17 protein-coding genes and 1 tRNA gene are annotated in these 19,617 nt (G+C 68.1%); 9 read left to right on the plus strand and 9 right to left on the minus strand.

Annotation, left to right across the window (positions count from 1 at the left end):
- Positions 1–46: 46 nt before the first annotated feature.
- From CPH63_RS21680 to CPH63_RS21690, 3 genes are all read right to left on the minus strand, one after another.
- A complete protein-coding gene (locus CPH63_RS21680) occupies positions 47–871 on the minus strand; it encodes an ABC transporter permease (RefSeq protein ID WP_197704489.1) in 825 nt (274 codons plus the stop codon).
- On the minus strand, positions 868–1,962 hold the full coding sequence (locus CPH63_RS21685) for an ATP-binding cassette domain-containing protein (RefSeq protein ID WP_096304802.1): 1,095 nt from the start codon (positions 1,960–1,962) through the stop codon (positions 868–870). Before CPH63_RS21685 ends, CPH63_RS21680 begins: the two co-directional genes overlap by 4 nt.
- A 95-nt stretch (positions 1,963–2,057) precedes the next feature.
- Positions 2,058–2,555, minus strand: coding sequence for a MarR family winged helix-turn-helix transcriptional regulator (locus CPH63_RS21690; protein ID WP_157749727.1), 498 nt, complete (start codon positions 2,553–2,555; stop codon positions 2,058–2,060).
- A 405-nt stretch (positions 2,556–2,960) separates the two neighbouring features.
- Here CPH63_RS21690 and CPH63_RS21695 point away from each other — a divergent pair, with 405 nt between their 5' ends.
- From CPH63_RS21695 to CPH63_RS21715, 5 genes are all read left to right on the plus strand, one after another.
- Complete coding sequence (locus CPH63_RS21695; RefSeq protein WP_172892269.1) at positions 2,961–4,442, plus strand: magnesium chelatase; 1,482 nt, start codon at positions 2,961–2,963, stop codon at positions 4,440–4,442.
- Positions 4,439–6,412 (plus strand): VWA domain-containing protein, encoded by a 1,974-nt coding sequence (locus CPH63_RS21700; RefSeq protein ID WP_096304805.1) that lies wholly within the window; start codon positions 4,439–4,441, stop codon positions 6,410–6,412. Before CPH63_RS21695 ends, CPH63_RS21700 begins: the two co-directional genes overlap by 4 nt.
- Before the next feature lie 86 nt (positions 6,413–6,498).
- Positions 6,499–6,984 (plus strand): SigE family RNA polymerase sigma factor, encoded by a 486-nt coding sequence (locus CPH63_RS21705; protein WP_096304806.1) that lies wholly within the window; start codon positions 6,499–6,501, stop codon positions 6,982–6,984.
- A gap of 7 nt (positions 6,985–6,991) precedes the next feature.
- Positions 6,992–7,762 (plus strand): hypothetical protein, encoded by a 771-nt coding sequence (locus CPH63_RS21710; RefSeq protein ID WP_096304807.1) that lies wholly within the window; start codon positions 6,992–6,994, stop codon positions 7,760–7,762.
- A gap of 107 nt (positions 7,763–7,869) precedes the next feature.
- Positions 7,870–8,490, plus strand: a complete 621-nt coding sequence (locus CPH63_RS21715; protein WP_096304808.1) for a GNAT family N-acetyltransferase — start codon at positions 7,870–7,872, stop codon at positions 8,488–8,490.
- Here CPH63_RS21715 and CPH63_RS21720 read toward each other — a convergent pair.
- The gene (locus CPH63_RS21720; RefSeq protein ID WP_096305342.1) at positions 8,445–9,647 is read right to left on the minus strand and encodes a cystathionine gamma-synthase; all 1,203 of its coding nucleotides are present in this window, start codon (positions 9,645–9,647) and stop codon (positions 8,445–8,447) included. The genes CPH63_RS21715 and CPH63_RS21720 overlap by 46 nt on opposite strands.
- Before the next feature lie 102 nt (positions 9,648–9,749).
- On the opposite strand from CPH63_RS21720, the gene CPH63_RS21725 reads away from it, so the two are divergent.
- Positions 9,750–10,823 (plus strand): serine hydrolase, encoded by a 1,074-nt coding sequence (locus CPH63_RS21725; protein WP_157749728.1) that lies wholly within the window; start codon positions 9,750–9,752, stop codon positions 10,821–10,823.
- A 1-nt stretch (position 10,824) separates the two neighbouring features.
- On the opposite strand, the gene CPH63_RS21730 is transcribed toward CPH63_RS21725, so the two are convergent.
- Positions 10,825–12,195 carry a cystathionine beta-synthase gene (locus CPH63_RS21730; RefSeq protein WP_096304810.1) on the minus strand — a complete coding sequence of 457 codons (1,371 nt, stop codon included), beginning with the start codon at positions 12,193–12,195 and terminating at the stop codon, positions 10,825–10,827.
- A 104-nt stretch (positions 12,196–12,299) separates the two neighbouring features.
- On the opposite strand from CPH63_RS21730, the gene CPH63_RS21735 reads away from it, so the two are divergent.
- A complete protein-coding gene (locus CPH63_RS21735; RefSeq protein ID WP_096304811.1) occupies positions 12,300–13,421 on the plus strand; it encodes an SGNH/GDSL hydrolase family protein in 1,122 nt (373 codons plus the stop codon).
- 10 nt (positions 13,422–13,431) lie between these two features.
- On the opposite strand, the gene CPH63_RS21740 is transcribed toward CPH63_RS21735, so the two are convergent.
- Both CPH63_RS21740 and CPH63_RS21745 read right to left on the minus strand, forming a co-directional pair.
- The gene (locus CPH63_RS21740) at positions 13,432–14,232 is read right to left on the minus strand and encodes a CPBP family intramembrane glutamic endopeptidase (protein WP_096304812.1); all 801 of its coding nucleotides are present in this window, start codon (positions 14,230–14,232) and stop codon (positions 13,432–13,434) included.
- A 393-nt stretch (positions 14,233–14,625) separates the two neighbouring features.
- The gene (locus CPH63_RS21745; RefSeq protein ID WP_157749729.1) at positions 14,626–15,318 is read right to left on the minus strand and encodes a Bax inhibitor-1/YccA family protein; all 693 of its coding nucleotides are present in this window, start codon (positions 15,316–15,318) and stop codon (positions 14,626–14,628) included.
- A 390-nt stretch (positions 15,319–15,708) separates the two neighbouring features.
- Between CPH63_RS21745 and CPH63_RS21750 the strand changes: the two genes are divergently transcribed.
- Together CPH63_RS21750 and CPH63_RS21755 are read left to right on the plus strand one after the other, a co-directional pair.
- Positions 15,709–17,007, plus strand: coding sequence for an acyl-CoA dehydrogenase family protein (locus CPH63_RS21750; protein WP_096305343.1), 1,299 nt, complete (start codon positions 15,709–15,711; stop codon positions 17,005–17,007).
- The gene (locus CPH63_RS21755; protein ID WP_096304814.1) at positions 17,007–18,224 is read left to right on the plus strand and encodes an acyl-CoA dehydrogenase family protein; all 1,218 of its coding nucleotides are present in this window, start codon (positions 17,007–17,009) and stop codon (positions 18,222–18,224) included. Before CPH63_RS21750 ends, CPH63_RS21755 begins: the two co-directional genes overlap by 1 nt.
- A 97-nt stretch (positions 18,225–18,321) precedes the next feature.
- Here CPH63_RS21755 and CPH63_RS21760 read toward each other — a convergent pair.
- Positions 18,322–18,394: transfer RNA gene (locus tag CPH63_RS21760), tRNA-Leu, on the minus strand.
- A gap of 2 nt (positions 18,395–18,396) precedes the next feature.
- Positions 18,397–19,578 (minus strand): MAB_1171c family putative transporter, encoded by a 1,182-nt coding sequence (locus CPH63_RS21765; RefSeq protein WP_096304815.1) that lies wholly within the window; start codon positions 19,576–19,578, stop codon positions 18,397–18,399.
- Positions 19,579–19,617: the final 39 nt, after the last annotated feature.

Consider the following 19,617-nt stretch of genomic DNA (forward strand, 5'->3'; position numbering starts at 1 on the left):
GCTGGAACTAGCCGGCGATGTGCCTTCCCGGGCCCGATGAGCCTGCTCAGGCCGAGAGCTTGCGGAAACGGTGCACGCAGAGCGGGACGAAGACCACCAGCACGCCGACCAGCCAGCAGAGCGACTGAAGCGCACTCGCGGTGACGTCCAGGTTCAGCGCGGCCTGCACGTTGTGGTCGAACCATCCTCGGACGGCGTCGATCACCAGGGTGATCGGGTTGTGCTCGGCGAAGGTCTGCAACCAGCTGGGCATTGAGCTAACCGGGACGAAGGCGGAACTGGCGAAGGTGAGCGGGAAGAGCCAGAGGAAGCCACCGGAGGAGGCCGCCTCGACAGACTTCACGATCAAGCCGATGTAGATCCCGATCCAGCTGAAGCAGAAACTGAAGAAGAGCATCAGTGCGACGCCGGCGACCACGTCGCCGACGGTGCTGTGGAAGCGGTATCCGGTGGCCATGCCGACTGCGACCATGATCAGCAGTACGAAGGCGGAACGGATCGTGTCGGCGATTGCCCGCCCGATGAACATCGCGGCCGGCGAGATCGGCAGGGTTCGGAACCGGTCGACGATCCCCTTTGCCATGTCGTCGGCGACGCCGATACCGGTCGCGGCACCGTTGAAGGCAAGCGTCTGTACGAAGATTCCCGGCATCAGGAACTGCACGTAGGGGATGCCGCCGGTGTCGATCGCACCACCGAAGACGTAGCGGAAGAGCAGCACGAACATGACCGGTTGAATGGTTGAGAAGACCAGCAGATCAGGAATGCGCAGGGCGGTGCGCAGCAGCCGCCAGGTCATCGTCAGGGAGTCGGTGATCACCGAACCCCGCCGAGCGACGAAGGTGTTGTGCGGCGCGCTGAGGGCGGTCATGAGTGGCGTCCCTTCACTGGCTGCTTCGGTTGGGCACCCGCGGTCGGGGCGTCGGCCCCGGTTTCGTCGGTGGCGGCGTGCCCGGTGAGCGAGAGGAAGACGTCATCGAGCGTCGGCCGCCGCAGCGCGAGATCCTCGATCACGATGCCGACCGCGTCCAGTTGACGAACCACCTCGGCCAGCACGCTGGCACCCCCGGTGATCGGAACCGAGAGACGACGGCTCTCGGCATCCACCGAGGGGTCGGCCCCGTCGCCGACGCCGCGCATGATCGCCGCGGCCGTATCCAGCGCCGAGGAGTTGGCGGCTGTGGGGTTGGCGGCTGCGGAGTTGGCGGCTGCGGAGTCGACGGCTGCGGAGTCGACGGCTGAGGTACCGACGGCGGCGATCGCCAGTTCGAGCCGGGCCCCGCCGACCTGCGACTTCAACTCGTCGGAGGTGCCACGAGCGATCACCTTGCCGGCATCGATCACCGCGATCGATGACGCGAGCGCGTCGGCCTCCTCCAGATACTGCGTGGTCAGCAGCATCGTGGTGCCTTCCCGCACGAGGTCTTCGATCACCGTCCACATACCGAGGCGGCTGCGCGGGTCGAGGCCGGTGGTGGGCTCATCCAGGAAGAGAACCTGGGGCTGCGAGATGAGGGAGGCGGCGATATCCAGCCGGCGCCGCATACCGCCGGAGTAGGTCTTGGCGATTCGCGAGGCGGCGTCGGTGAGGTCGAAGCGCTCGAGCAGCTCATCGGCCCGGGCGGCGGATCGGGCTCGGCCGAGATGGAAGAGGCGGCCGAAGAGGATCAGGTTCTCCCGCCCGGTGAGGTAATCATCGATCGCGGCGAACTGCCCGGTTACCCCGATGATTCGTCGCACCTGTTCGGGATGGGTGGTGACGTCGATGCCGCGCACCACCGCCCGTCCCGCGTCCGGGCGCAGCAGCGTGGCCAGCACGCGCACCGCAGTGGTCTTCCCAGCGCCATTCGGCCCGAGCAGACCGAGGACGGTGCCCTCGGGGACGGCAAGATCGAGCCCGTCCAGGGCAACTGTGCGGCCGAAGTGTTTGACCAGGCCCTCGGCTATGACCGCATCAGACATGCAACGAACCTATCGTCAGCCACCGACAACCTGCACCCGCGTTTTCGATTCAGGCGGCCAGTGTCGACATGTTCAGCGGTCAGGCGGCTGCGGGCTCAGCGTCGACGACGTGGCGCGGCACGCTCAACCAGCTCCGGCTCGCCGGGAATGCTCTCGGTGCGAGCGCGCAGGCCGCCGGCCAGCACCAGCAGAACGTCGGCGACCTCAGCCAGATCGCCTGACGGGATCTGATCGAAGGCGTGCAGGAACCATTCCCGCGCGGCGGCAACCGCCATGTTGCCGTCCGGGGTGAGCTGAATGATGCTGCGCCGCCGATCATTCGGATCGGCCACGCGCTCGGCGATGGAATTGCGCTCCAGTCGATCGACGAGGGCGGTGGTGGAGCTGGTGTTGAAGCCCATTGCGGCGCCCAGTTCACCCTGCCCCATCCGGCCCCGGGCGAAGAGGTAGGAGACGGCTTGGGTCTCGCTCACCGTCAACGCCAGCTTGGCGGCGACCACCTGTCGATAGCTCTCAGCGGCCAGAATCAGCTCTCGCAGGGCGGCGACCGCGGCATCGATCGGAGCACGGTCGGGCATATCGGGGGTCTCCATCGTGGGCATGTTCCTAATTAACTCGTTCAACGTTCAACTTGACAGACGTTTTACTTGATTATTACTCTACTCGAGGAACGATCCACTAGCTGGATGGTTCGGCGGGACGGCAGCGGGGGCTGCGCGTCTGGCCTGAGGAAGCGATCGGCCCGGGGGTCAATCGCCGACTTGCACGAGCTCGACCCGGGGGGGTCGACCACGAGTTCGTTCGAGCGGGCCGTTGCCTGTCCACCGTGCTTGCGCACGAGGCGACGGTCCGCTCATCGATTCTGCCCCACCGATCGGAGCGGCCCGACCAACTCGGATTTCGCAGACGCTCACCAACCCAGGGGCGGAGCGGCGATTCATCTCGGAGCGAACAGCGGGTGCTGGCACGCGCGGAATTTGCGCCGTAGCGTCGAAGGGGTGACCTCACCTGACTTCGGCAGTGACCTCCCAGTCGACGGCGTCAACGAAGCCCCGACGATCTCCACCCTCGGCGACCTCCGGGCCAGCGGCCATGTGCATCGCAGCGTGAAGGCCGAGATCCGACAGAATCTGATCAACCGCCTGGCGACGGGGCAGCCCTCCGTCCCCGGCATCGTCGGTTTCGACGACACCGTGCTCCCCGAGATCGAGCGGGCCCTGCTCGCCGGCCACGACATCGTGCTGCTCGGCGAGCGCGGCCAGGGCAAGACGCGTCTCATCCGCACTCTGGTCGGGCTACTCGACGAATGGACTCCGGTGATCGCCGGCTCCGAACTCAACGAGCATCCCTACCATCCGATCACCTCTGGATCGCTGATTCGCGTGCAGGAGTTCGGTGATTCGCTACCCATCAGCTGGCGGCACCGCAGCGAACGAATCGGCGAGAAGCTGGCCACTCCGGACACTTCCGTCGGTGATCTCATCGGCGACATCGACCCGATCAAGGTGGCCGAGGGGCGCACCCTGGGTGACCCGGAGACCGTGCACTATGGCCTGGTTCCGCGCACGAATCGCGGTATCTTCGCCGTCAATGAGCTCCCCGACCTGGCCGAGCGAATCCAGGTCGCACTGCTGAATGTGCTGGAAGAACGGGACATTCAGATCCGCGGCTACCAGCTCCGCCTGCCGTTGGACCTGCTCATGGTCGCCAGCGCCAACCCCGAGGACTACACCAATCGCGGACGCATCATCACTCCGCTGAAGGACCGCTTCGGCGCTGAGGTACGCACCCACTACCCGCTCGAACTGGCCGACGAACTGCGCCTGATGGCCCAGGAGGCCGCGGTGCTCTGGGGCGACGAGGCGGGCGGCGACGCGCTCGCGGCACCGGTCGTCCCCGGACATCTCCTCGAGATTGTCGGACGATTCGCCCGGACGGTGCGCGACGCACCCCAGGTCGACCAGCGCTCCGGAGTCTCGGCTCGCTTCGCCATCGCCGCCGTCGAGACGGTGGCCGCCAGCGCCGTGCGCCGGGCCGCGATCAACGGTGAGGCGGTCGCCGTGGCCCGGGTGGCCGATCTCCCCGCCGTCGTCCCGGCCTCCCGCGGCAAGGTGGAGTTCGACGACGCCGACGAGGGGCGCGAGTTCGAGGTGCTGGAGCACCTGCTCCGGCTGGCCACCGCGGCGACCTATCGCGCCCGGCTGGCCGGACTGGACCTGCGGCCACTGCAGCAGAAGTTCGACGACGGCCTGGTCATCGAGACCGGCGACACCGTATCGGCCGAGGAGCTCCTCCGCCAGATCGGTGCCGTCCCCGGGTTGAGCGACTTGCTGGAGCGTCTGGAGCCGGACGGATTGGGCGAGGGGCCGGCCGCGGTCGGGGTCGCCGCCGCCGCCGTCGAGTTCGCTCTCGAAGGGCTATACCTCAATAAAAGACTGGCGAAAGACAGCTCCGGCGGACGGACGGTCTACGGCGCATGACCGCTCGCTACGGCGCCTGGCACGGCGGTCCGGATCCACTGGACTCCCCCTTCGACGTGCGCCGGGCGCTGGACGAGCTGGGCGAGGACGTGCTGGCCGGCGGGTCACCTCGCGACGCCCTGCGTAGCCTGCTGCGCCGAGGGCTGGACGGCCGCTCCGGACTGGACGCGCTGCGCCGCAAGGCGCGCGAGCGGGCCCGGGCCCTGCGCCGGGACAACCGTCTGGACGGGACGCTGCAGCAGGTTCGTGAGCTGCTCGACCAGGCTCTGGAGGCCGAGCGTCAGGCCCTCTTCCCCGACCCGGCCGACTCGGCCCGGATGGCCGAGGCGGAGCTGGACGCGTTGCCGAGCGACACCTCGCGAGCGGTTCGGCAGCTGAGCGAGTACCAGTGGCGCGATCCACAGGCCAAGGCGAAGTACGACGAGATCCAGGAGCTACTGCGTAGCGAGGTGCTGGACGCGCAGTTCGCCGGCATGCGGGATGCACTGGCCGGTGCCGACGCGCAGGACTTCGCCGCGATCGCCGAGATGATGCGAGCGCTGAACGACATGCTCGACGCCGACGCCCGGGGCGAGCACACCCAGGAGCAGTTCGACGAGTTCATGAACCAGTACGGCCAGTATTTCCCGGATAATCCGACGAACCTGGCCGAGCTGGTCGACTCGCTGGCCCGACGCTCCGCGGCGGCCCAGCGGCTGATGAACTCGCTGAGCCCCGAGCAGCAGGCCGAACTGGCCGGGCTCATGCAGCAGGCCATGGCCGATGCCGGGCTCTCCGAGCAGATGGGACGCCTGCAGGATTCGCTTCGCGCCGCCCGTCCCGACCTGCAGTGGGGTGGTCGGGAGCCGAACAACGGCGGTGAGGGGCCGGGGATGGGCTTCTCCGACGCGACCCAGGCCCTGGCCGAGCTGGCGGATCTGGACGAACTCGCAGCGCTGGCCGGGCAGGACTACCCTGGGGCGAGCCTGGACGACATCGACGACGAGCTCATCGAGCGGGCCCTCGGCCGGCCGGCCGTCGAGGATCTGGAGAACCTGCGCCGCATCGAGCGCGAACTGCAGAAGCAGGGTTACCTGGAGCGTGGGGGCGAGGGGCTGCAGTTGAGCCCGCGCGCCCTGCGCCGCCTCGGGGCGACCGCGCTGCGCCGGGTGTTCGCCGACCTGGAGTCGGTGGGACGCGGTGGCCATGACGTGCGCAACGCCGGCGCGGCCGGAGAGGTGACCGGCGCGAGCCGGCAGTGGCAGTTCGGGGACGAGCAGCCGCTGGACGTGGTGCGGACGGTGCGGAACTCGGTGCTGCGCAGTGGCCGGATCGATCGCGGTGCCGGTCGGCGCATCGAGCTGGCGCCGGAGGATTTCGAGGTGGTGGAGACCGAGCGTCGTTCGTCGTCGGCGATCGCGCTGCTCGTCGACATGTCCTGGTCGATGGAGCTTCGCGGAACGTGGGGTGAGGCGAAGACCACCGCGCTGGCCCTGCACTCGCTCGTCACCACCAAGTACCCGCAGGACGCCATCGAGATCATCGGGTTCAGCGACTACGCCCGCGTGATGACCCCGCGGCAGCTGGTCGACCATGATTTCCAGCGGGTGCAGGGCACCAACCTGCAGCACGCCCTCATGCTGGCCCGCCGGCATCTGGACAAGCACAAGACCTCCGACCCGATCATCCTGGTGATCACCGACGGCGAGCCGACCGCGCACCTGGCCGCCGACGGCTTCGCCGACTTCGACTGGCCGCCCTCGCCGCAGACCCTGGCCGCCACCTTCGCCGAGGTGGAGCGCTGCACCCGGCGCGGGGCCACCATCAACGTCTTCATGCTCGACGACGAGCCCCGTCTCATCGACTTCATGCAGGAACTGGGGCGGCGCAACGGCGGCCGGGTGCTCCTCCCGGCCCGCGGAGCGCTGGGCGAGTACGTCGTCACCGACTACCTGCGCTCCCGCGACCGCGGCCGCCGTCGCGCCGGCTGAGCGTCTACCGGGTGGCGCGAACCAAATCGCCACCCCGCCTCGTCTAAGAGAGTGTCAGGAGAGACGAGCAGCAGGAGGATGGACGAATGCCAGACGAGGAGGCCTTCCGCGCCTTCGTCCAACTGCACGGCTCTCAGCTGACCCAGACCGCGCGGCTGCTCACCGGCAGCCACCACGGCGGCGAGGATCTGGCCCAGAACGTGCTGATCAAGCTGTACCTCAAGTGGGACCAGGTGAGCGCGCCGCTGGCCTACGCCCGCAAGTCCCTGGTGAGCACGCACATCGACTCGACCCGGCGGCGTTGGTGGGGCGAGCGCCCCACCGTTGAACTGCCCGACCTGCACAGCGTCGACGACGCCTCCCAGAGCACGGTTGCCAAGGACGAGATACGGCAACTGCTGACGGGGTTGAGCCCACGCGAGCGGGCCGTCGTGGTGCTGCGCTACTACTGCGATCTCTCCGAACGCGAGACGGCCGAGATCCTGAAGATGCCCGTCGGCACGGTGAAGAGCGCCTGCGCGCGGGCGCTGACCCAGCTGCGCGTGACGGCGACGATCGGAGAAGGAAGGTGAGCGACAGATGAGTCCCAGCGAAGAGCAACTGCGCGCCGCGCTGCGCGCCGACGAGCCGTCCGCGCCAGATGCCGGTCCGATCATCGAGCAGGCGGTGGCGGCCCGGCGAACCCGGCGGCGAAACCTGGCCGGGGCGACCGGCGCGGTGCTGATGGTGCTGGCCATCGCCGGCGTCGGGGTCGCGGTGAAGCGCTCAGGCTCGACGAACGACGTCACAGCCCCAGCGGCCGCCGGAACCGCTCCCGCGGTTACTTCCAGCGCTACCGGCGTGGCCTCAAGCGGGTCAGCCTCAAGCGGGCCGACCTCAGCCGGCGGCGTGCCGTACCACGTCCCCGCCGACTCGAACTGTCCGACCACGCTGCCCAACGTGACGATCCCCGGCGACACAGCCGGCTGGTCGACGCCGCTCATCAGCTCAGACGCAGCGTCGATTCTGCTCTGCACCTATGACCCCACCGCACCTAGCGTGCCGGTTGGACACACGCTCTTCGATCGCACCCAGTCCGCGCAGCTGGCCGCAACGCTGAACAATGCGCCGATACCGGCCGAGCAGTTCGCCTGCCCAGCCATGGCCGGACCGAAGTTGCTGTTGATCGCCAGCACCGGAGCCGGAACGAAGGTGGTCGAGGCCGACACCGTCTGTGGCACCTTCACCGACGGCGTCGGCCTTCGGGTCAGCCCAGACCTGGCGACCCAGGTGCTCAACGAAGCGGGTTACAGCCCGACTGACGCGACCAACTCCGGGAAGGCCAGTCATGGACCGGGGCCGGCGAAGTAGAACGTCCTGCAGCGTGCGGGCCCAGGTACGCATACTGCAGGACTTTCGCGTCGCCAATCGGTTCAGCTGAACCGATTCTGTCCGACCCCGCCGGTAGGTTTGAAGCCATGACCGGAATGCCCACGCTGCGCACCGAACGCCTCATCCTGCGTCCGTTCCGGGAGGCGGACGAGGAGGCCGCGATGCGCTTCCACTCCCGCGAGGACGTCACCCGCTATATCCCGTGGCCGGCCCGCAGCCGCGAGGAGGTACGCGAGGCGATCGCCAAGTACATGACCGGCCAGTCCCTGGTCAATGACGGCGACTTCACCAACTTCGCCGTCGTCGAGGCCCCGGCTAGCGGCGACGGTGACGGCGCTGGCGACAGCGCTGGCGCTGGCGCTGGCGACGAAGTCAGCGACCTAATCGGTCAGGTCGTGCTCATGCTCCCCAGCGCCGAGCATCGACACGGCGAGATCGGCTACATCTTCGACCCGAGCGCACAGGGACGCGGCTACGCGGCCGAAGCCTGCCGCGCCGTGCTGAGCTGGGGGTTCAGCGAGTTCGACCTGCACCGGGTCAGCGCCCACATCGACGCCCGCAACAAGCCCTCAGCCGCCTTGGCCGCACGTCTGGGCATGCGCCTCGAGGGTCACCTGGTCGAGAACGAGTGGTTCAAGGGTGAGTGGAGCGACGAGCTGATCTACGCGGTGCTGGCCGAGGAGTGGGCCCCGCGCTCGAGCGCCTGAGCCAGCGCCTGATCCAGATCGGCGATGAGATCGTCGACGTCTTCTATCCCCACCGACAACCGCACCAGGTCGGCCGGCACGGCCAGTGGCGAGTTGGCCACCGAGGCATGAGTCATCCGGGCCGGGTGCTCGATGAGTGACTCCACCCCGCCCAGCGACTCGCCCAGCGTGAAGATCTCGACCCCGGCACAGACGGCCAATGCCAGGTCCTCCCCGGATTGCGACGACGTTCCGTTGAGCCGGAACGAGATCATCCCGCCGAAGTCCCGCATCTGAGCGGCCGCGACCGCATGCCCGGGATGCGTGTCCAGCCCCGGGTAGTGCACGGCCGACACCGCGTCGTGGGCGGCCAGGAAATCGACGACGGCGGCTGCGTTGGCACAGTGACGATCCATCCGGACGCCGAGCGTCTTCAGGCCGCGCAGCACCAGCCAGGAGTCGAACGGCCCGGCCACCGAGCCCATCGCATTCTGGTGAAACGCCAGTCGCTCCCCCAGCTCGGCGTCGGCCGCCACCAGCGCGCCGCCGACGACATCGCTGTGCCCACCGAGGTACTTCGTCGTCGAATGCACCACCACGTCCGCCCCGAGCGCCAGTGGCTGCTGCAGATAGGGCGAGGCGAAGGTGTTGTCGACGGCCAGCAGCAATTCATTCGCCCGAGCGACGTCGGCCAAGCCGGCGATGTCGGCTATGCCGAGCAGCGGGTTGGTCGGGGTCTCACACCAGATGACCCGAGTCGTGGGGCGCACCGCCGCCCGGACCGCGTCCAGATCACCGAGCGACACCGGGGTGTACTCCACGCCCCAGCGGGCGAAGACGGAGGCGACCAGTCGGAATGTGCCGCCATAGGCGTCGTCCGGGAGCAGGATGTGGTCCCCGGGTTGGCACACCGTACGCAACAGCGTGTCCTCGGCCGCCAATCCGGAGGCAAAGGCCAGCCCACGGGCGCCGCCCTCGGCCGCGGCCAGCGCCGTCTCCAGCGCGGTGCGGGTCGGATTCGCGCTTCGGCTGTACTCATAGCCACCCCGTAACCCACCGACACCGTCCTGCTTATAGGTCGAGGTCTGATAAATCGGGACGGCCACGGCGCCGGTGAGCGAGTCCGGTTCCTGCCCGGCGTGGATGGCGCGTGTGTTGAATCCGGCGATCTCAGGCATGTGGTTCACGTTACTCAGGGCACCCAGAAATTTGAGCTCCACAGCTGAATGTGGTGTGGTCAAAGGACTGTCCACAGATTCTTCCAGCATTGTCGAGAGGATATGGCCGAATCTTCGCCGCCGCGTAAACCGGGTGCCCGGCACGCTGCGCCACGCCGTGAGGCGGACGCGGCGGCCAGTTCCGCCGGTTCGCGCAGTGCCGCCGGTGGCAGCCGGCTCTCGCGGGGCTGGGTCACCTCGGCCCCCGTCGTGATCACCGCGATTGTCGTGGTGGCGCTGGTGGCGCTGGTCGGAACCCGACTTCGGAGCTTCGAGAACGGTAAGTCGCAGCAGAACGCGTCCACGTCGACGAAGCTGGCGGTGAGCCCCTCGGCTGCGGCCCGCCCCACTCCGAAGCCCACCGCTGTGCCGACGCCGACCCCCGCCCCGACACCCAATCTGCAGGCCCTGACCCAGGCCGCGAAGCTCAACGCCGGCCAGTCGGTCAAGGCAGTGATGGCCAAACATCCGGGCATCGACGTCTCGGTGGCCGCCCTCAACCTCAGCACCGGCGCCAGCTTCCGCTACGGGTCGACCAGCGGCATGGTGGAGGGGAGCATCGTCAAGCTCGACATCCTGCTCTCCGGTCTCGCGGATGAGGACGGCCTCAGCTCCTACCAGCGCAGCAACGCCGTGCCGATGATCGAGAACAGCGACAATGGCGCCGCCGACTCACTCTTCCGCTCGATCGGCGGGAACGCCACTATGAACGCCGCGAACAAGCGGTTCGGCCTGACCAGCACCGACCTCGACGGCTCCGGACAGTGGGGCCTGTCGACGACCTCGGCGGCCGACCAGATCCTGCTGCTCAAGCAGCTGACCGGCGCCTCGTCGGTGCTCAGCGCGAAGGAGAAGTCCTACGCGCTCGGGCTGATGAGCGACGTCGAGAAGGACCAGCGCTGGGGCGTCGGAGCGGCCGCCGACAAGGGCAGCAGCTTCGTCAACAAGAACGGCTGGCTGAACGTGGACAACGACGGCGGGCTCTGGCTGACGAACAGCAACGGCATCATCACCGTGGACGGCCAGAAGGTGCTGCTGAGCGTGCTGACCCAGCACAACCGGTCCTTCGGTGCCGGGGTGAGTCTGGTCGAAGCCCTGGCCAAGGCGAGCGCCCCGGGTGTCATCGCAGCGGGTTAGGTCAGCGGGAGGTCGCCAGATGCCCCAGCAGATCCTGTCTCGTCAGCACGCCGGCCGGCTTCCCGTCGAAGTGCACGAGTAGCGCGTCGGCCACCTCCAGTTCCGCGATCGCCACCGAGACCGGCTCGCCGGAGCCGATGATGGGCAGCGGCGGCGACATGTGCGGCTCCACCGGATCGGCCAGCGACGCGGTGCCGGCGAAGAGCGCGTCCAGCAGCGCCTTCTCGGCCACCGATCCGACCACCTCACCGGCCGTCACCGGCGGCTCGGCCCGCACCACCGGCATCTGCGAGACCCCGTACTCACGCAGGATGTCGATCGCCTCGCGGACGGACTCGTTCGGGTGGGCATGCACCAGCGAGGGTGTCTGGCCGGATTTGGCCAGCAGCACGTCACCGACGGTGGTCTCCCCGGCCGTGTGCATGAACCCGTAGTCGGCCATCCACTTGTCCGAGAAGATCTTCGACAGGTAGCCGCGGCCGCCGTCGGGCAGCAGCACCACCACCACATCGTCGGGCCCGAGCCGCTCGGCGACCCGCACCGCGGCCACCGCCGCCATACCGCAGGAGCCGCCGACGAGCAGCCCCTCCTCCCGGGCCAGGCGTCGGGTCATGGCGAAGGAGTCGGCGTCGGAGACCGCGATCACCTCATCGCAGATGTCACGGTCGAAGGTGGCCGGCCAGAAGTCCTCCCCGACGCCCTCGACCAGATACGGCCGGCCGGTTCCGCCGGAGTAGACCGATCCCTCCGGGTCCGCGCCGATGATCTGGACCCGCCCGTCGGAGCGCTCCTTCAGGTACCGCCCAGCTCCGCTGATCGTGCCGCCGGTGCCCACTCCGGCGATGAAGTGGGTGATCCGCCCCTCCGTCTGCTCCCAGAGCTCGGGGCCGGTCGTCTCGTAGTGCGACTGCGGGTTCGCCGGGTTCGCGTACTGGTCGGGCTTCCAGCCGCCGGGGGTCTCGCGGGCCAGCCGGTCGGAGACCTCGTAGTAGGAGCGTGGGTCCTCCGGCGCCACCGCGGTCGGGCAGACCACGACCTCAGCCCCGTAGGCCCGTAGCGTGTTGATCTTGTCTGCGCTCACCTTGTCCGGGCAGACGAAGATGCAGTGGTACCCGCGCTGCTGGGCGACCAGCGCCAGACCGATGCCGGTGTTGCCGGAGGTGGGCTCGACGATCGTGCCGCCCGGTTGCAGCGCACCCGAGGCCTCGGCGGCGTCGACCATGCGCACCGCGATCCGGTCCTTCACCGACCCGCCGGGATTCAGATACTCGATCTTGGCCAGCACCAGCGGAGCCGCCCCATCGACCACCCGGTGCAGCTTGACGAGTGGGGTGTTGCCGATGAGATCGAGTAGCGATTCGTAGTAACCCATGTAACGAAGGCTAATCTCGAATCGACGACCTGCACCCTCACCAGCGACAATCGGTGGGGACGAGTACGCGAGGCCCACGCCTCGCCGAGAGGAGCTGCGCCGCCATGAGCAGAGCTTCCCGAGCGCGCCGGATCGCCACCACCGCCGCTTACGGCGGTACCGGCCTGGGTGCTGTGGGCCTGGCCGGCGCGGCCGCCTTCTACGGCCTCATCAAGGGCGAGACCGAACTCGCCCGGCGCCGGATTCCCGAGGCCCAGGTGGACGAGGGCGCGTACACCACGCATCTCTGGGCCGCCGAGGGGGTGAGCATCCGGCGCCCACCGATCAACGTGGCCATGATGGGTGACTCCACGGCCGCCGGCTACGGGGTCGCCCGCGAGCGCGACACTCCGGGGGTGTTGCTGGCCATCGGAATATCGACCGTGGCCCGGCGTCCCGTGCATCTCACCAACGTCGCCGTGGTCGGGGCGGAATCAAGCGCACTGCCGCACCAGCTCGGTCAGCTGCCCCGCCACCTGGACCTGGCCATCATCATGATCGGCGCCAACGATGTGACCCACCGCATCAGCGCCCCCGACTCGGTGCGCTTCCTCGGCGAGACCGTCACCGAATTGGTGTCGCGGGGCACCGCGGTGGTGGTGGGGACCTGCCCGGACCTCGGCACCATCCGACCGCTGGCCCAGCCGCTGCGCTACTTCGCCCGCCGCCTCTCCCGCAACCTCGCCGCCGCCCAGACGATCGCCACGGTGGCCGCCGGCGGTCGCACAGTCTCCCTCGGCGACCTACTGGGACCGCTCTTCGCCGCCGATATCGCGATGTTCGGCGCCGACCGCTTCCACCCGTCCGAGCGGGGCTATCGCGAAGCCGCGAACGCGATCCTCCCCTCCACCCTGGACGCCCTCGGCCTGCGCACCCGGGCCCGGTCGGCCTCGACCTTCACGACCCAGCGCCCCAAGCCGATCGCGCGAGCCGCCGCGCAGGCCGTCGCCCTGCCCGGCGCCGAGGTATCGGCGACCGTCAGCAGCACCGGGCGCCCCTGGGCTCAGCTACGTCGGCGACGCCCGGCGACCGCCGAACTGGACACGATCCAGACGGCCCGCGCCACCGAGGCGGCCGACGGCGTCAGCCCGCCAGCGTCCGGTGGCCCGACCGCCGCCGCGAAGAACGGCGCGGAACCGAGGAAGTCGGTCACGCGCCGCACGGTGAGCTACCCACCCACCGAGTAGGCGCCGCGGGTCAGGTCGGGGTCGCGGCCGGTTCGATGTGGTGGCGGCGGAGCAGGACGATGACCAGCATGACGACGTCAGCCAGAATCGCCACGGCCGCACCGGCATAGGTGTGCCCCGCAACCACCGAGCCCGAGACCAGCGAGAAGTCCCAGAGTCCGTGCAGGATCGCGCCGACCACCAGTCCACCTGACACCCGGCGGGTCAAGTAGAAGAAGTAGCCGGCCACGGCGGTGATGGCGACCTGCGCGAGTGCCTTCGGACCTTCGGAGAAGATGTTCGAGGCGTGCACCAGGCCGAAGATGATGCACGACCAGAGGGCGACTCGGGCTTCGCTGAAACCATTGCGCCGGAAGGTCGTGACGCTGATACCCCGGAACAATCCCTCCTCGGCGAAGCCGACGCACATCGTGCCGATCAGCAGCAGCAGCGTGAAGGAGAGTCCCTTGTCGGCTAGGCCGCCGTAGTTGATCACCGCCAGGATCGACACCACCATCACCGCTGGGAGCACCCAGACCCAGCGTCGGACCGGCCGGTCATCGACGAAGACGGGGCGCCACCAGCCGAGCACGGCGACCACCGCGTAGACGAAGATCAGCGAGATCCCGACCGGCACGATCAGGTTGCGCACCACCTCGGCGTTGGTGGTGAACTGGGCGTATCCGGCGCTGCCCTTCTTCTCCACGAGGCGGCCAAGGCCCTGGACGATGAGCAGGTAGACGACGATCAGGGCCAGCAGGCCCAGCACCGACAGGTGACGTTGCCGAGCGGAGCCGGCGCTCGCCGGCTCAGCGGAGGTCTTCTCGGTCATCCAACCCTCATCTTCTGTACGGTTCTTTGGCCCAGCGCCAACCGGCTCAAGTATTTCATCGGCCGCCCGCGCTCTCGTCTGCATCCAGCCGCTCTGCGCGGCGAAATGGGTGCTGTGATGAGGCGATCACGCTCCGTGCACCGGTTGGATGGGTTTGGAAACCCGGCGTAACCGTTCGGGGTTCGGATCGTTGAACAAACTAAGTAGCGGACGCCCTTCGAGGGGGGAGGGCGTTTGCTCTTGCAGAACAAGCCCCGGGGCGAGCATTCAGCTCGCCGCCGGGGCGTTCTACATCTCGGGCCCGCGGCGGACGGCTACTGACTTTGCGGTGGCCCGGCTGGTGCCGAGCGCCAGCCTGTTCACCTAGTAGCCATGCACCTAGTCGCTATGCACCTAGTTGCGCAGGTTTCCTAGCAGTCGCAGGATCTCCAGGTAGAGCCAGATCAGCGTCACCATGATGCCAAAGGCGCAGTACCAGGCGAACTTCTCATCGGTACCACGGCGGATCGACCGCTCGATGAGATCGAAGTCGAGCACCAGGTTCAGCGAGGCGATCACGATGCAGAGCAGGCTGAAGCCGATGCCCAGCAACCCACCCTCGCGCAACCCGAGGCCGCCGCTGTGGAAGAAGGATGCGATGAGGTTGACCAGCATCAACCCGACCAGGCCGATGGTCGCCCCAGCCACCACTCGCCAGAGGCGCGGAGTTACCCGGATGGCGCCGATCTTGTAGACGAAGAGCATGCCGGCGGCCACCATGATGGTTCCGGTGATGGCTTGCACGACGATCCCCGGGTAGGCCGACTCGAAGGCCCGGCTCACCGCGCCCAGGAAGAGCCCCTCGAAGGCGGCGTAGGCCAGCGAGGTGAACGCGTTGGCCTTGGTCGTGAAGGCGATGTAGAGCCCGAGACCGAGGCCACCGAGAACCCCGACCAGGATGAGCGCGCCGGCCACGCTCGAGTTGGCCAGCGCCCAGGAGACCGATCCGCTGAGCATCACGACGACGAGCATCGCGGCGGTGCGAACCACCACATCGTCGAGCGTCATGTAACGATTGCCGCTACCCGCCACCGGCTCGAAAGACACCGGGCGAGTGGCCCCCGCCATCCCCGACGGAGCTGCTGGCGGCAGACCGGAGGTGGTGGACATGGGTTGCGGCGAAGCCGGCGCGGGTGCCTCTAACTTCGTCAGTACCGGATTGCTGGCCACCTGTTACCTCCTGCTATGCATGTATTACCGCTGTGACGTCGACCTCCTGTCGGAGGGCGGTGCGAGCACGATAACTGCTTTCTCACCGACTGCCTCTCCAACGTATGGCGAGAGGTCGTAGTTCCAGAAAAAATGTTGCGCGTACGACTGGCGTAAAAGCCTACTGGGTAGTAACTTTCATTTCGAGATATCTGTAACCCACGGGTACATATAAGGAGAGACTAGATGGCGGAGAAGCGCACGAAGGCCAAACCGGCCGACGTCGTGATGGGTGCTGCCCTTTCGGCACTCAACGCGGCGGCCGGATCGAAGGCCCTCGACCGGTTCAACCTGCGCAAGCCGCTGGAGCGGGCGGTCTTCCAGGGCACCAAGTCCGGCTTCCGCACTCTGGGCGCGGCGAATCGCAAGTTCACCGCGATCAAGTCCTCCGGGTCGCCAACCCGTCCCCGCACGGCCTCGCAGCGGGCGGTCTTCGACCTCACGCCCACCGAGGACCAGCAGATGATCCGCGAGATCACCACTGAGTTCGCCGCCGAGCAGGTACGTCCCGCCGCCGCGGCGGCCGACACCGAGTGCGCTCCCCCGGCGGCGATGCTCAAGCGAGTCTCCAGCGAACTCGGCATCAACGTCGTCGGCATTCCCGAGAGCCTCGGCGGGCTCGGCAGTGAGCGTTCGACGACAACCAGCGTGCTGGTGGCCGAGGCACTCTCGCACGGCGACATGGGTCTAGCCCTCGCCGCTATCGCGCCGTCGGCGGTGAGCACGGCGATCGTGCTCTGGGGCGACGACAGCCAGCAGTCCACCTACCTCCCCTCCTTCGTGGCCGACAGCAGCCCGGCGGCCGCGCTGGCCGTGCTCGAGCCGCGGCCGCTCTTCGACCCATTCGACCTGGGTACCCGGGCCCGGCGCTCGGGTGGCGGCTTCGTCCTGGACGGGGTGAAGTCCCTGGTTCCACTTGCCGCCTCGGCTGAGCTCTTCGTCATCGCGGCCGACCTCGAAGGCAGTGGGCCGGCCCTGTTCATCGTCGAGTCCGACACCGCCGGACTGGTCATCGAGGCGGAGCCTGCGATGGGTATCCGGGCCGCGTCGCTCGGGCGGATCCTGCTCAACAACGTGACGGTGCCGGCCACCGCCCTGCTCGGCGAGGGAAAGGCCGAGCACTACGCCGACTGCATCCGTCTCGGCCGTATCGGCTGGAGTTCGCTCGCCGTCGGCACCGCGCAGGCTGTCCTCGACTACGTCATTCCGTACGTCAACGACCGGGTTGCCTTCGGCGAGCCGGTGAGCCATCGCCAGTCGGTCGCCTTCATGGTGGCCAACATCGGTATTGAGCTCGAAGGGATGCGGCTGGCCACCTACCGGGCGGCCTCCCGCGCCGAACAGGGCAAGTCCTTCGCCCGGGAGTCGGCGATCGCCCGTCGCCTCTGCAGCGAGTACGGAATGCAGATCGGCAGCAACGGCGTCCAACTGCTGGGCGGCCACGGCTTTGTGAAGGAACACCCGGTGGAGCGCTGGTACCGCAATCTGCGCGCCGTATCGATCATGGAAGGTGCGGTGCTCGTCTGATGCTGAACCTCGACGTCCCCTCAAAGTTTACGACGCTTCTCGACCAGGCCCATCAGGTTGCCATCGAGATCTTCCGCAAGAACTCCCGCAAGTACGACCTGGCCGAGCACGAGTACCCGAAAGAACTCGACATGCTGGCCGCCCTGATGGACGGCATGAACTCCTCGGGTGAGTCCGAAGGCGCCGGTGCCACCGGCGTGCGCCGCGACGGCTCCAAGCCGAAGAAGGGCGAGGTTCGCAACGGCGGAAACATGTCCGCCGTGCTGTCCATCATCGAGGCCTGCTGGGGCGATGTCGGCCTGGTGCTGTCGATGCCACGGCAGGGTCTGGGCAACGCCGCGATCGCCTCGGTCGCCAACGACGAGCAGTCCGAGCGTTTCGCCGGAGTCTGGGCCTCGATGGCGATCACCGAGCCTTCCTTCGGCTCCGACTCGGCCGCCGTCTCCGCCACCGCCGTACTGGACGGCGACGAGTACATCATCAATGGCGAGAAGATCTTCGTCACCGCCGGCGATCGCTGCGATGCCGTCGTCGTCTGGGCCACCGTCGACAAGTCCAAGGGTCGCGCCGCGATCAAGTCCTTCGTCGTCCAGAAGGGCACGTCGGGCATGGTCGTCGAGCGTCTGGAGCACAAGCTCGGTATCCGGGCGTCGGATACCGCGACGATCCGCTTCACCGATTGCCGCGTACCCAAGGAGAATCTGCTCGGCAGCCCCGAGGTGGACGTCGAGGCCGGCTTCGGTGGCGTGATGCAGACCTTCGACAACACCCGGCCGCTGGTGGCCGGAATGGCGTTGGGCGTCTCCCGGGCCTCGCTCGACGAGACCCGTCGAATCCTCACCGAAGACGCGCACATCGAGATCGACTACGACCGTCCGGCCCAGAGCCAGACGGCGGCCGCGGCGACCTTCCTGCAGATGGAGTCGGACTGGGAGGCGGCCTACCTGATGACGCTGGAGGCGGCCTGGATGGCCGACAACAACAAGGCGAACTCGCTGCAGGCCTCGATGGCCAAGGCCAAGGCCGGCCGGGTCGCAACCGACATCACGCTGCGCTGCGTGGAACTGGTCGGTTCGATCGGATACAGCGAGAACGACCTGCTCGAGAAGTGGGCCCGTGACTCGAAGATCCTCGACATTTTCGAGGGAACCCAGCAGATCCAGCAGCTGATCGTGGCTCGCCGCCTGCTCGGCAAGTCCTCGACCGAGCTGAAGTAACCACACCGACGCCGCAAGACAGCCGGGCCGGACGAGTCATCACGATTCGTCCGGCCCGGCTTCTCTGTACAACCACCCAGGTCACGACTTGAGTCGGTACCCCCGGTCGGACTCGAACCGACACTGGGACCCTTTTAAGAGGTCTGCCTCTGCCATTGGGCTACGGGGGCCGTCACCGCTTTGCCAGCCTAGCGGCCAGCTCATCGGCCAGTCCGTGCGCGCGCAGACGGTGGCGGGCGATCTCCCGCAGCAGTGCGATCTCGCGCCCCAGCGTCGCCGCCCCACCCGGCGGGGCGGCGACCGAGTCGGCGTGCGGTGCACCCCGCAGCGCGGCCCGGCGGGCCAATTCCCAGCACGTGGCGACCACCACCGGATCCTGCTCCGACACTCCGGCGTGGCGGGCCACCAGCGGCGACGCGTCGCAGTACCAAGGGGCGATCGCCACGTATCCATCACGAATCTCGATCACGGTGCGGTACAGCCGCAGCCGTACGTCGGTCAGCGAGCGATGCACGCCCCGCTGACCCGGCACTTCGAGGGCCGGCGCTGCCTCTGTCATGTCCCGCCACAGCGGCCGGAGCCGGTGCAGATAGTAGTGTTCGCGCACCACCTCGGCCGCTCGCTCGATGGGCACGTTGATGCAGACCAGCCCGGCAAGTAGCAGCGGCCCGATCGCGGTAGTCGCCGAGCGCAGTGCCAGGTCGGCCCCGTTGAGCGGGCCGCCCGGCCAGTCCATCGCCCGCAGCAGGACGACCAGCGACCCGAAGAACAGGTACAGCGAAGTGCAGGCACCCGCACCCAGCAGCAACCGAAGGGCGAAGCGGGCCCGGCCGGTGGGCGCTGACCGCTGGTGCCGGCGCAGATCGGGCAGGGCCAGTGCCAGCCCGTGGGCCATCGCGCTCGCGTAGGCCAACCAGAAGCAGAGTGCCGGCAGCGAACCCGGGCCCGTACGAAGCGGGATTACCAGATCAGCCCAGTAGTTCGACACATCCACCTGGTGCACCGGCGTCAAACCGAAGGCGATCACCATCGTCGCGGCGGCGACCGCAGTGAGGCTGAAGTGCCGACGCAGGCCTCCAACATTCTGAACGGTACCGGGGAGGGCCAGCACCACCGCACCGACCGAACTGAGGCAGAGCAGGCACTGCAGCAGCAATACCAGATTGGGTACGCCGCTGACCCGGTCGACTCCGAGAGTGACCTCATTCGGGCTCACCAGTGTGATGAGACAGTCGCTGGCGATCAGCGCGGTGACCGCCCGCCCGCTCGTGGACGCGAACAGCTGGCGCCGCCAGACCCGGAACCCGGCGACCAGCCCGAGAACGGCGGCGAGCAGCAGCATCGAGATGGTCATGATCTGCGCGGACCTACCGAATGTCTCGGCCGATCGCTG

Origin of the sequence: Jatrophihabitans sp. GAS493 (genome assembly GCF_900230215.1) — a bacterium.
In the GTDB taxonomy this organism is placed as follows: domain Bacteria; phylum Actinomycetota; class Actinomycetes; order Mycobacteriales; family Jatrophihabitantaceae; genus MT45.

What these genes read in the sequence shown, in the direction of transcription:
- CPH63_RS21765 (WP_096304815.1), bottom strand. Translation starts at nt 19,578, where the DNA reads ATGACCATCTCGATGCTGCTGCTCGCCGCCGTTCTCGGGCTGGTCGCC.
- CPH63_RS21710 (WP_096304807.1), top strand. Translation starts at nt 6,992, where the DNA reads ATGAGTCCCAGCGAAGAGCAACTGCGCGCCGCGCTGCGCGCCGACGAG.
- CPH63_RS21750 (WP_096305343.1), top strand. Translation starts at nt 15,709, where the DNA reads ATGGGTGCTGCCCTTTCGGCACTCAACGCGGCGGCCGGATCGAAGGCC.
- CPH63_RS21690 (WP_157749727.1), bottom strand. Translation starts at nt 2,555, where the DNA reads ATGGAGACCCCCGATATGCCCGACCGTGCTCCGATCGATGCCGCGGTC.
- CPH63_RS21705 (WP_096304806.1), top strand. Translation starts at nt 6,499, where the DNA reads ATGCCAGACGAGGAGGCCTTCCGCGCCTTCGTCCAACTGCACGGCTCT.
- CPH63_RS21715 (WP_096304808.1), top strand. Translation starts at nt 7,870, where the DNA reads ATGACCGGAATGCCCACGCTGCGCACCGAACGCCTCATCCTGCGTCCG.
- CPH63_RS21700 (WP_096304805.1), top strand. Translation starts at nt 4,439, where the DNA reads ATGACCGCTCGCTACGGCGCCTGGCACGGCGGTCCGGATCCACTGGAC.
- CPH63_RS21740 (WP_096304812.1), bottom strand. Translation starts at nt 14,232, where the DNA reads ATGACCGAGAAGACCTCCGCTGAGCCGGCGAGCGCCGGCTCCGCTCGG.
- CPH63_RS21725 (WP_157749728.1), top strand. Translation starts at nt 9,750, where the DNA reads ATGGCCGAATCTTCGCCGCCGCGTAAACCGGGTGCCCGGCACGCTGCG.
- CPH63_RS21720 (WP_096305342.1), bottom strand. Translation starts at nt 9,647, where the DNA reads ATGCCTGAGATCGCCGGATTCAACACACGCGCCATCCACGCCGGGCAG.
- CPH63_RS21680 (WP_197704489.1), bottom strand. Translation starts at nt 871, where the DNA reads ATGACCGCCCTCAGCGCGCCGCACAACACCTTCGTCGCTCGGCGGGGT.
- CPH63_RS21685 (WP_096304802.1), bottom strand. Translation starts at nt 1,962, where the DNA reads ATGTCTGATGCGGTCATAGCCGAGGGCCTGGTCAAACACTTCGGCCGC.
- CPH63_RS21730 (WP_096304810.1), bottom strand. Translation starts at nt 12,195, where the DNA reads ATGGGTTACTACGAATCGCTACTCGATCTCATCGGCAACACCCCACTC.
- CPH63_RS21755 (WP_096304814.1), top strand. Translation starts at nt 17,007, where the DNA reads ATGCTGAACCTCGACGTCCCCTCAAAGTTTACGACGCTTCTCGACCAG.
- CPH63_RS21735 (WP_096304811.1), top strand. Translation starts at nt 12,300, where the DNA reads ATGAGCAGAGCTTCCCGAGCGCGCCGGATCGCCACCACCGCCGCTTAC.